13 protein-coding genes are annotated in these 9,756 nt (G+C 68.6%); 6 read left to right on the top strand and 7 right to left on the bottom strand.

The annotated features are described in order from the left end of the window. A partial coding sequence (locus V7D63_RS12635) for an acyl-CoA dehydrogenase family protein (RefSeq protein ID WP_333592636.1) occupies positions 1-806 on the bottom strand: 806 nt, incomplete at its 3' end. A gap of 119 nt (positions 807-925) precedes the next feature. On the opposite strand from V7D63_RS12635, the gene V7D63_RS12630 reads away from it, so the two are divergent. Both V7D63_RS12630 and V7D63_RS12625 read left to right on the top strand, forming a co-directional pair. Further along, positions 926-1,468, top strand: coding sequence for a cytochrome b (locus V7D63_RS12630; protein WP_333592635.1), 543 nt, complete (start codon positions 926-928; stop codon positions 1,466-1,468). Continuing rightward, a complete protein-coding gene (locus tag V7D63_RS12625; protein ID WP_333592634.1) occupies positions 1,465-2,385 on the top strand; it encodes an L-threonylcarbamoyladenylate synthase in 921 nt (306 codons plus the stop codon). The genes V7D63_RS12630 and V7D63_RS12625 overlap by 4 nt, the downstream gene beginning before the upstream one ends. On the opposite strand, the gene V7D63_RS12620 is transcribed toward V7D63_RS12625, so the two are convergent. The 6 genes from V7D63_RS12620 to V7D63_RS12595 form a co-directional block, all read right to left on the bottom strand. Then, on the bottom strand, positions 2,382-3,428 hold the full coding sequence (locus tag V7D63_RS12620; protein WP_333592633.1) for a patatin-like phospholipase family protein: 1,047 nt from the start codon (positions 3,426-3,428) through the stop codon (positions 2,382-2,384). The two genes, V7D63_RS12625 and V7D63_RS12620, sit on opposite strands and share 4 nt — an antisense overlap. A gap of 17 nt (positions 3,429-3,445) precedes the next feature. Continuing rightward, a complete protein-coding gene (locus V7D63_RS12615) occupies positions 3,446-4,294 on the bottom strand; it encodes a 3-hydroxybutyrate dehydrogenase (protein WP_333592632.1) in 849 nt (282 codons plus the stop codon). A gap of 82 nt (positions 4,295-4,376) precedes the next feature. Then, positions 4,377-5,141 carry a peroxide stress protein YaaA gene (gene yaaA, locus V7D63_RS12610; RefSeq protein ID WP_333592631.1) on the bottom strand — a complete coding sequence of 255 codons (765 nt, stop codon included), beginning with the start codon at positions 5,139-5,141 and terminating at the stop codon, positions 4,377-4,379. Between the two features lie 119 nt (positions 5,142-5,260). Continuing rightward, a complete protein-coding gene (locus V7D63_RS12605; protein ID WP_333592630.1) occupies positions 5,261-6,667 on the bottom strand; it encodes an FAD-binding oxidoreductase in 1,407 nt (468 codons plus the stop codon). Continuing rightward, positions 6,664-7,044, bottom strand: a complete 381-nt coding sequence (locus V7D63_RS12600; RefSeq protein ID WP_333592629.1) for a type II toxin-antitoxin system VapC family toxin — start codon at positions 7,042-7,044, stop codon at positions 6,664-6,666. The genes V7D63_RS12605 and V7D63_RS12600 overlap by 4 nt, the downstream gene beginning before the upstream one ends. Beyond that, entirely contained in the window at positions 7,044-7,301 is a 258-nt protein-coding gene (locus tag V7D63_RS12595) for a type II toxin-antitoxin system Phd/YefM family antitoxin (protein WP_333592628.1), read from the bottom strand. The genes V7D63_RS12600 and V7D63_RS12595 overlap by 1 nt, the downstream gene beginning before the upstream one ends. A 35-nt stretch (positions 7,302-7,336) precedes the next feature. Here V7D63_RS12595 and V7D63_RS12590 point away from each other — a divergent pair, with 35 nt between their 5' ends. The 4 genes from V7D63_RS12590 to V7D63_RS12575 are packed head-to-tail and all read left to right on the top strand — an operon-like array spanning position 7,337 to position 9,742. Then, positions 7,337-7,795 carry an NUDIX hydrolase gene (locus V7D63_RS12590; RefSeq protein ID WP_333592627.1) on the top strand — a complete coding sequence of 153 codons (459 nt, stop codon included), beginning with the start codon at positions 7,337-7,339 and terminating at the stop codon, positions 7,793-7,795. Between the two features lie 28 nt (positions 7,796-7,823). Then, a complete protein-coding gene (locus tag V7D63_RS12585) occupies positions 7,824-8,852 on the top strand; it encodes an SPFH domain-containing protein (RefSeq protein ID WP_333592626.1) in 1,029 nt (342 codons plus the stop codon). A gap of 3 nt (positions 8,853-8,855) precedes the next feature. Further along, complete coding sequence (locus tag V7D63_RS12580; protein ID WP_333592625.1) at positions 8,856-9,314, top strand: NfeD family protein; 459 nt, start codon at positions 8,856-8,858, stop codon at positions 9,312-9,314. After that, the gene (locus tag V7D63_RS12575) at positions 9,314-9,742 is read left to right on the top strand and encodes a hypothetical protein (RefSeq protein WP_333592624.1); all 429 of its coding nucleotides are present in this window, start codon (positions 9,314-9,316) and stop codon (positions 9,740-9,742) included. The genes V7D63_RS12580 and V7D63_RS12575 overlap by 1 nt, the downstream gene beginning before the upstream one ends. The last annotated feature ends 14 nt before the right edge of the window (positions 9,743-9,756 follow it).

The raw sequence follows: 9,756 nt of genomic DNA, 5'->3' as shown, positions 1-9,756 counted from the left end.
CCCTCATAGCTCATGACGCAGGTGGGCGAGGCGTGGATGCCCAGCTTGTGCTCGACGCCCACTGGACGGAAGGCGTTGCGGGCGCCCAGCGAACCGTCGGGGTTCAGCAGGAATTTCGGGGCCAGGAACAGGCTGATGCCCTTGGGTCCCGGCGGAGCGTCGGGCAGGCGGGCCAGCACCATGTGCACGATGTTGTCGGTGGCGTCATGGTCGCCCCAGGTGATGAAGATCTTCTGGCCGTTCAGCGCATAGGTCCCGTCGCCGTTCGGCGTGGCCGTGCTGGTCAGGGACCCTAGGTCGGTGCCCGCGTGCGGTTCGGTCAGGACCATGGCCCCGGTCCATTCGCCGCTGACCAGGCGCGGCAGCCAGGTTTCCTTCTGGGCGTCCGAACCGACGGCCTCCAGCGCCTCGATGGCCGCCAGCGACAGCATGGGGCACAGGCCGAAGGCCATGTTGGCGGAATGGACGGTCTCATAGGCCGCCAGCTCCAGCGCCTTGGGCAGGCCCTGGCCGCCGGCGTGGACGGGCGCGGCCAGGCCGGTCCAGCCGCCCTCGGCGAACTGGCGATAGGCGTCGGCGAAGCCGGGCGCGGCCGTGACCGCGCCGTTGGCGTAGAGCGCGCCCTTCTGGTCTCCGACCCGGTTCAGCGGGGCCAGAACGCCTTCCGAGAACTGGCCCGCCGCCTCCAGCACGGCGGTCAGAACATCGGCGTCGAAGTCGGGAAAGGCGTCGCCCATCAAGGCGTCGGCGCCGGCGACCGAACGCAGGGTGAAGGCGATGTCGCGAAGCGGGGCGCGGTAGGTCATCGGACTCTCTTCAATGTCTGGCCGATCAATGCCGTGTGCGGGGGATGCGACGCAAGACCGCTTGGCGACGCGGCCGTGATCCGCCAAGCTGGCGCCCTGCCGTCACGGAAGGGAAGTCCATGGCCCAAACGCGCGACCGATATTCGACCATCGCGGTGATCCTGCATTGGGGGATCGCCCTGGCGATCCTGGCGCAGGTGCTGTTGATCACGGCGCATGAAGCGACCGAGGGACCGATGTCGCGCGAATTCGTCAATGTGCACAAGGCGCTGGGGATCACCATTCTGCTGGCGACCCTGGTGAGGATCGGCTGGCGCATCGCCAATCCGCCGCCGCCGCTGCCGCAAGGGATGAAGCCGTGGGAGAAGACGGCCGCGCGCGCGGCGCATCTGGGGTTCTACGCCCTGTTGCTGATCATGCCGCTGACCGGTTGGGCGGCCATGTCGGCGCGGCCGCGCGATATCGACTTCTGGGGCCTGTTCCAGTGGCCGTTGCTGCCGTTGACGGGGGCGGACGACGACATCTTCATGCAGTGGCACGAGTGGGGGATGAAGGCGGTCTATGTGCTGCTGGCCCTGCATGTGCTCGCGGCGCTGAAGCATCATTTCGTGGATCGCGACGGCGTGTTGCGCAGCATGCTGCCCTTCCTGCCCCGGCGATGAACGGCGACAGCGACGCCAAGGCGGTCGAGGTGCTGCGAAGCGGCGGGCTGGTGATCCTGCCGACCGAGACGGTCTATGGCCTGGCGGCCGACGCGGGGAACGCCCAGGCGGTTGCGGCCATTTTCGAGGCCAAGGGAAGACCACGCTTCAACCCTTTGATCGCGCACGTGTCTGATGCCGTCCAAGCCGAGACGATCGCTGTATTCGACGACCGTGCGCGGCGGCTGGCCGAGGCCTTCTGGCCGGGACCGCTGACCCTTGTCGCGCCGGTCAGGGATCGAGAGGCGGTGTGCGATCTGGCGCGGGCCGGGCTGGACAGCGTGGCGGTGCGGGCGCCGGGCCACGCGCGGGCGCGGGCGGTGATCGCCGCCTTTGGCCGGCCGGTGGTGGCCCCTTCGGCCAACCGGTCGGGACGTCCAAGCCCGACGACCTTCGCCGACGCGGTGGAGGAGACGGGATTCGCGGCCGCCGCGGCCCTGGACGGCGGCGACTGCGCCGTGGGCGTGGAATCGACGGTGGTCTCGGTGCTGGACGGGCGGCTGGCCCTGTTGCGGCCCGGCGCCGTGACGCGCGAGGAGATCGAGACCGTGGCCGGGCCGCTGGATGCAGGGGGCGAGGGCCATCGCTCGCCGGGGCGGCTGGCCCTGCACTATGCGCCCGACGCGCCGGTGCGGATCGAGGCGGATCAGGCGCGGCCGGGCGAGATCCTGCTGGGGTTCGGACCCGGCGTCGGCGATCCGGCCTTCAGCCTGAGCCTGACTGGAGACCTGCGGGAGGCGGCTGCCAATCTGTTCCGGCGTTTGCGCCAGGCGGATCGGATGAAGCCCTCGGGCATCGCCGTGTCGCCGATCCCTCAAGCCGGCCTGGGCGAAGCGATCAACGACCGGCTGAGGCGGGCCGCAGGCTTCGTGGGTTAGAGGAACCGCGCCTTCACATCGACGCTGGACCGGTCGCCTACCGCGTCGAAACAGGTCGCCAGCCATTGCTCGCCCGCCTCGCGGCCGCGCGCCTTCAGCCCGGTCAGGAAGGTCCATTCCGTGTCGAACTTCGAGCTGAGAGACAGGTCGCCCAGCCAGGGGTCCGCCTCCACCGCGTGCAGGCGCAATTTGCGGTACCGATCCGGCCCGTCCGGCGTCAACCGGCCCTCGGCGATCAGGTCCTGGACGAAGGCGACGGCGCGCAACTCGGCCACCAGGGGGGCGTTGAAGACGATTTCATTGAGCCGATCCATGATCTCGCCGGCCGCGCGCGGGGTCTCGTCGCGCCGGAAGGGGTTCAGCGGCATCAACAGGATGTCGTCGGGCGTATCGGCATAGAACAGCGGCCACAGCGCCGGATTGGCCAGATAGCCGCCGTCCCAATACGGCTCTCCGTCGATCTCCACCGCCTGAAACAGATGCGGCAGGCAGGCCGAGGCCAGAAGAACCTGGTCGGTTATCTCCTCGGTCTGAAACACGCGTGAGCGGCCCTGACGCACCGCCGTGGCGGCCACGAACAGCCGTACGTCCGAACCGCGCACCGCCTCGAAGTCGATGGCGGTGTCCAGAACTCGTTTCAGAGGATTCAGGTTGAACGGATTGAATTGATACGGACTGAGCGACAAGGCCATGGTCTCGGCCGGGCGCCAGAACCCGGCGCCCATCAGCCAGTCGGGGCTGAAGGCGGAACTCCAGATCGTGCTGTCGCCGAAGACGTTGCGGCCGCCGGACTGGTTCACCTCGCGCCACAGCGTGTCCAGCCGTTTGCGCGCGGCCTCGGCGCCGCCTTCAGCCAGGCCGCTGATCAGGGCGGCGGCGTTCATGGCCCCGGCCGAGGCGGCGGTGACCGCGCGGATGTCCAGCCGGTCGTCCTCCAGCAGCCGGTCCAGCACGCCCCACTGAAAGGCGCCGTGCGATCCACCGCCCTGCAAGGCCAGGCAGACGGGTCGGCGTTTGGGGGACGCAGGCTTCGGTTTCGACACGATCCCCCCGTCGTCGGCTATTGCGCCGTCCAGCCGCCGTCGATCGAGAAGCTGGCGCCATTGGCCGAGCCGCCCAGGTCCGAGGCCAGGTACAGGAACAGGCCCGCCAACTGATCGGTGGTGACGAATTTCTTGGTCGGCTGGGACCCCAGGATGACGTCCTTCAGCACCTGTTCCCTGGTCAGGCCGCGGGTGCGGGCCTGGTCGGCGATCTGCTTTTCGACGATCGGCGTCTCGACATAGCCGGGGCAGATGGCGTTGCAGGTGATGTTGTCTTGGGCGACCTCCAGGGCCACCGTCTTGGTGAAGCCCAGGACGCCGTGCTTGGCGGCGACATAGGCCGATTTGAACGGGCTGGCGACCAGGCCGTGGGCCGAGGCGACGTTGATGATGCGGCCGCGCCCTTGGGCCTTCATGATCGGAATGGCGGCGCGGGTGGCGTAGAAGACCGACGACAGGTTGATGGCGATGATCCGCTCCCACTGGTCCGAGGGGAATTTCTCGACCGCCTCGACGTGCTGGATGCCGGCGTTGTTGACCAGGATGTCCAGCCGCCCGAGCTGGTGCTTGGCATAGGCGACCATGTCGGCCACCTCGTCGCCCCGGGTCATGTCGGCGGCGTGATAGCGCACGCGCACGCCGCAGGCGGTCTCCAGTTCGGCGCGGGTGCGTTCGATCTCGGCCGGGTCGCCCAGACCGTTCAGAACCACGTCTCCGCCGTGTGCGGCGACCGCGCGGGCCAGCGCCAGACCGATGCCCGAGGTCGAGCCGGAGATGACCGCCACCTGGCCCGCCAGGTCGCCGTAGTCGCGGAAGGGCTGGGACTGGTCGTCGGCGGCGTCGCCGCGCTTGGGCCATTGGAACATGGGTCGTCGCCTCGGGAAGTCTTGTCTGCTGAATCCAACCTAAACGTTCGCGTGTGCGAAGGCGACAGGTGGAACAGGGATTTCACGACCGGATGAATACCCAGTCCGCATCGGTCGAGAGGGCGGGGGTGAAGGCATAGCCGTCGCGGTCGAACCGCTTCAGGTCCTGCGGCCGCTCGATGCGGTTTTCGATGATCCAGCGGGCCATGGCGCCGCGCGCCCCTTTGGCGAAGAAGGAGACGATGCGGGTCTGGCCGTCCTTGGTCTCGCGAAAGTGGCAGGTGATGACGGGGATCCTCAGCGCGCGGGCGTCGACGGCGCCGAAATACTCCTGGCTGGCCAGGTTGATCAGCACGGGTTCGGCCTGGCCCTGGGCGTCGGCGTTGAGCTGTTTCGAGATCCGGTCGCCCCAGAAGTCGTACAGGCTGGCGCCGCGCCGGGTCTTCAAGCGCACGCCCATCTCCAGCCGATAGGGCTGGATGCGGTCCAGCGGCCGCAGCAGGCCGTAGAGACCCGACAGAATGCGCAACCGATCCTGCGCCCAGTCCAGATCGGCGGGCGACAGGCCGCGCGCGTCCAGCCTCTGATAGACGTCGCCGGCGAAGGCCAGGGCGGCCTGAACGCCGATGTCGGTCGCCTGGGGATCGAAGGCCTTGAACCGGGCCTGGTTCAGCCTGGCCAGGTCGTCGGAAATGCCCATCAGACGGCGCAACTCGGCCTGGGTCTGGCGACGCGCAGTCTTGAGCAGGGTCGCGGTGTCGTCGCCCAGGCGCGGCTGGGTGGCCGGCAGGTCGGCGGGCGGCGCGGCGAAATCCAGCCGTTTGGCCGGGGACAGGACGATCAGCATGGCGGGGTGTCTAGGCCGGTTCGGCGACGGTTTGAAGCGGGTGGACGGTCACGGGGATGTCATGTCCGACACCGTCATCCTCGGGCTTGAACCGAGGATGACGAAGGGGGAGGGGGAGTTCAGAACAGCACGCCCGGGTTCATGATCCGCTTTGGGTCCAACGCGCCGCGCACCGCGCGCATCATCTCGATCTCGACGTCGGACTTGTAGCGCTGCGCCTCTTCGGTTTTCAGGCGGCCCAGACCGTGTTCGGCGCTGATGGAGCCGTCGTAGCGGGCGACGATGTCGTGCACCAGGCGCGAACCGTCCTCCCAACGCGCCAGGAAGGCGACGCTGTCCTCGCCCGGCGGGCGCAGCACGTCGTAGTGCAGATTGCCGTCGCCGACATGGCCGAAGGCGCTGATGCGCACCCCCGGATGGAAGCGTTCGAGCGCGGTCTCGGTCTCGTCCAGGAAGTCGGCGATGCGCGAGATCGGCACCGAGACATCGTGCTTCCAGCCGCCGCCCTCGGGCTTCTGGGCGGCGGACTGCTCCTCGCGCAGCTTCCACAGGGCGGCGCGCTGGGCGTCGTTCTGGGCCACGGCGGCGTCGGTGATCAGCCCGTCGTCGAAGGCCGACGCCAACAGGCGCTCCAGCGCGGTCTCGGCGCCGCCCGGCTCGCCCGAGGCGGTCTCGATCAGCACATACCAGGGCGGCGTGGTCTCCAGCGGTTCACGCGTGTCGGGGATGTGGCGCAGCACGAATTCCATGCCGAGCCGACGCATCAGCTCAAAGGCTTCGACCCCGCCGCCGGTCTCGGCCTTGGCCCGGGCCAACAGCTCGATGGCGTCGCGGGCGTGGGCCAGGCCGACCATGGCGGTGGCGCGGGATCGCTGGATCGGGAACAGCTTCAGGGTCGCGGCGGTGACGACGCCCAGCGTGCCCTCGGCGCCGATCAGGAGCTGTTTCAGGTCGTAGCCGGTGTTGTCCTTCCTCAGCCGCTTCAGGCCGTTGAGGACCCGGCCGTCGGGCATGACGGCTTCGATCCCCAGCACCAGGTCGCGCATCATGCCGTAGCGCAGCACGGCGACGCCGCCTGCATTGGTCGAGATGACGCCGCCGATGGTGGCCGTGCCCTCGGCGGCCAGGCTGAGCGGGAAGAAACGGCCCGCGGCCGCAGCGGCCTGTTGCGCCTCCAACAGGGTGACGCCCGCCTCGACCGTCATGGCGTCGTCCAGGGGCGTGACGTCGCGGATCGTGCGCAGCCTGCGCGTCGACAGCAGCACCTCGCCATAAGGGATCTGGCCGCCGACCAGGCCGGTGTCGCCGCCCTGGGGCGTGATCGCCACGCCGTGTCCGGCGCAGACGGCGACGGCGCGGGCGACCTCGTCCGTCGAACGGGGCGTCAGCATCAGCGGCGTGTGGCCGTTCCAACGCCCGCGCCATTCGGTCAGCCACGGCGCGATGTCGGACGGATCGTCGGTCCAACCGCCGGGACCGAGCGCGGCCTTCAGGGCATCCAGAACGGCGGGGGAGGGCGAGGTCACCATAGGAGCGAAACGTCGTACGCGCGCAGCATCGGATCAATCGAGACGATCATCATGTCCTCCGACTGTGCTTGAGCGATGATGATCCGATCCCAGGGATCGCGATGAAAACGGGGCAGACGCGCCGCGGCGGTCATGTGCCGACGATCAATGCTGAGCCAGCGGAATCGAAGCGTGGGCCGTGCGTCATCCAGATCAGGTGGAAGCCGTTGCAGTTCGGGGGAGAACTCGCGCTTGAAATCGATCTCATAAGCGCTGACCGCGCTGAGATAGAGATCGGCCTCGCCGTCGCGGATGGCGTCTCGCGCCTGACTGGACAGTCGTCCGGGGTCCGTCGTGGCCCAGACGAAGGCGTGCGTATCCAGAAGCAGCCTCATCATGTCGTCGGATCGATCGGCGCATCCATCAGGGCTTCGAGTTCGGAATCGGGATCGAAGAAGACGCTGTCGGGAACATTGATGTTGAGATGTTCCCAAACGCCCAGTCGTCGCGGCTGTTTGGGCGAGGCTTTCGCCACCACCAGCCGCACCGCCGGTTTGCCGTTGCGGGCGATCACGACTTCCTCGCCCGCCTCGGCGCGCGCGACCAGTTCGGAAAGCTTGGACTTCGCCTCGGCGATGTTCATTGTCGTCATGCCATGACCTTAGCATTTTCTCGAAGTTGGTCCAAGTGAGTTGGTCCAATCCCACCCCCTGCGTCGGCGTGGTCTGTCTGCGTGACGGGCAGGTGCTGCTGATCAAGCGGGGCCGCCAGCCGCGCATGGGCGAATGGAGCCTGCCCGGCGGCCGGATCGAGCCGGGCGAACGGGCGGCGGACGCGGCCTTGCGCGAGCTGCGCGAGGAGACGAGGGTCGAGGCCGAGATTCTGGGGCTGGTCGATGTGGTCGACGGCCTGTTTCCCGAACACGGGCGGCACTATGTGCTGATCGACTATGTGGCGCGCTGGACGAGCGGCGAGCCTGTGGCCGGGGACGACGCGGCCGAGGCGGCCTTCGTGCCGGTCGAGGAGGCCTTGCGGCGCGTGGGCTGGGACGAGACGCGCCGGATCATCGCCCTGGCGGCCGTGGCGGCGATGGAATCGGACGTCGCCGATCCGGTTTCGATGGCGCGGGCGCCGGACGGGCGATAGGCTTCCCCCAAAGGTTGAGGAGAACATCATGGGCATTTTCGGCATCGCGCTTCTGGTCCTGGCGATCGTGCTGTTGTTCAGCGTGGTCAAGATCGTGCCTCAGGGGCGCGAGTTCACGGTCGAGCGGTTCGGGAAATACACCAAGACCCTGACGCCGGGCATTCATGTGCTGACGCCGTTCGTTGAACGCGTCGGGCGGCGCATGAATATGATGGAGCAGGTTCTTGATGTTCCGCAGCAAGAGGTGATCACCAAGGACAACGCCATGGTGAAGGTCGACGCCATCGTCTTCATCCAGGTCATGAACGCCTCGGCCGCCGCCTACCGGGTCGAGAACCTGCCCTATGCGATCACCCAGTTGTGCTCGACCAATCTGCGGACAGTGGTCGGTTCGATGGACCTGGATGAGGTGCTGTTCCAGCGCGACAACATCAACTCACGCCTGCTGACCGTCATCGATGCGGCGACCGAGCCGTGGGGCGTCAAGGTCAACCGGATCGAGATCAAGGACCTGACCCCGCCGGTCGACATCACCAACGCCATGGCGCGTCAGATGAAGGCCGAACGCGAGCGGCGCGCCGTCATCACCGAGGCCGAGGGCGAGAAACAGGCCGCCATCGCTCGCGCCGAGGGCGCCAAACAGGCCGCCATCCTCCAAGCCGAGGGCCGCAAGGAAGCCGCCTTCCGCGACGCCGAGGCCCGTGAGCGCGAAGCCCAGGCCGAGGCCAAGGCCACCGCCATGGTGTCCGAAGCCATCGCCCGGGGCGACGTCAACGCCATCAACTATTTCGTGGCCCAGAAATATGTCGAGGCCTTCGCCGAACTGGCCCGCAGCCCGCAGCAGCGCACGGTGATCGTGCCTTCCGAAATGGGCGCCTTGATCGGCTCCATCGCCGGGATCGGCGAACTGGTCGGCCTGGCCCGCGACGGCCAGCACCAGCCGCGTCCGTCCCAGCCTGCGCCGCCGCCGCGCCCGGAGACCACGACGACGTCCGCGCCTCCGGCCCAGCCGCGTCCGCCACGCCGCCCGACCGGCGTGCCGCCGACGGAGCGATAAGCCATGGAGTTCGTGTCTGACCTCTATGCCGCCCAGCCGTTCTGGATCTGGCTGGCGATCGGCGTGATCCTGCTGGCGGTCGAGGCGGCCTTTTCGACCGAATGGCTGCTGTGGCCGGCCGTTTCGGCGGGCGTGGTGGCGGTGTTGACGGCCCTGGGGCTGCGTGTCGGCCTGCCGGTGGAGGTCGTCATCTTCGCCGCCCTGACCGTCGCCTCGACCCTGCTGTCGCGGCGTTTGGTCAAACGGGTGAACCCGGACGACGCACCCGACATCAACGCCCGCGACAGCCGTCTGATCGGCCAGCGCGCGCGCGTGGTCGAGGGCTTCGTCGACGGGCGCGGCCGGGTCTTCGTTTCCGGCGCCGAATGGCCCGCCGAGATCGACGGGACCGGGCCGGCGGTCGGTGAAAGCGTGATCGTCGACGGGCTGACCGGATCGGGCCTGAAGGTGCGGTCGGCCTGATGGGCGACGCCCTGTCGCCCGCCTATCTGGCCGCCTGGGCGACCCAGATCGGCGCCTTGAGCGCCTTCATGGGCGGCTTCGCGTCGACCATTCTGGTCATGCTGCTGACCCACGACAGCCGCCGCCGGGCGGTGCAGTGGGCCGCCGGCCTGTCGGCTTTGTCCGCCGTGGCCTTCATCGTGGCGGCGGTCGCCACCACGACCCTGGTCGCCGGATCGCACGCCGACGCGCCCGCCAGCGTGGCGCGTCAGGCGGCGCAAGGCCCGGCGCGGCTGATGGCCGTGCTGTTCTTCAGCCTGGGCGCCTATGGCCTGATCGCCGCCATCGGCTGCGCGGGATGGGTGCGGTCCAAGCGGATGGGGTGGACGACCACGATCGTGGCCGGGCTGGGCGCCGTGGCCGTGACGCTGAATTTCGTGACCTTCTAGGCGCGGCCCAACAG

This window comes from Brevundimonas sp. (assembly GCF_036732845.1).
Taxonomy (GTDB): domain Bacteria; phylum Pseudomonadota; class Alphaproteobacteria; order Caulobacterales; family Caulobacteraceae; genus Brevundimonas.
The sequence above is the reverse complement of the archived record's forward strand: the minus strand, read 5'-3'. Positions and strand labels throughout refer to the sequence as shown.

Excerpts from the sequence above, each read along its gene's own strand:
- V7D63_RS12625 (WP_333592634.1), top strand. The coding sequence starts at position 1,465 with ATGAACGGCGACAGCGACGCCAAGGCGGTCGAGGTGCTGCGAAGCGGC.
- V7D63_RS12575 (WP_333592624.1), top strand. The coding sequence starts at position 9,314 with ATGGGCGACGCCCTGTCGCCCGCCTATCTGGCCGCCTGGGCGACCCAG.
- V7D63_RS12600 (WP_333592629.1), bottom strand. The coding sequence starts at position 7,044 with ATGAGGCTGCTTCTGGATACGCACGCCTTCGTCTGGGCCACGACGGAC.
- yaaA (WP_333592631.1), bottom strand. The coding sequence starts at position 5,141 with ATGCTGATCGTCCTGTCCCCGGCCAAACGGCTGGATTTCGCCGCGCCG.
- V7D63_RS12585 (WP_333592626.1), top strand. The coding sequence starts at position 7,824 with ATGGGCATTTTCGGCATCGCGCTTCTGGTCCTGGCGATCGTGCTGTTG.
- V7D63_RS12580 (WP_333592625.1), top strand. The coding sequence starts at position 8,856 with ATGGAGTTCGTGTCTGACCTCTATGCCGCCCAGCCGTTCTGGATCTGG.
- V7D63_RS12630 (WP_333592635.1), top strand. The coding sequence starts at position 926 with ATGGCCCAAACGCGCGACCGATATTCGACCATCGCGGTGATCCTGCAT.
- V7D63_RS12595 (WP_333592628.1), bottom strand. The coding sequence starts at position 7,301 with ATGACGACAATGAACATCGCCGAGGCGAAGTCCAAGCTTTCCGAACTG.
- V7D63_RS12615 (WP_333592632.1), bottom strand. The coding sequence starts at position 4,294 with ATGTTCCAATGGCCCAAGCGCGGCGACGCCGCCGACGACCAGTCCCAG.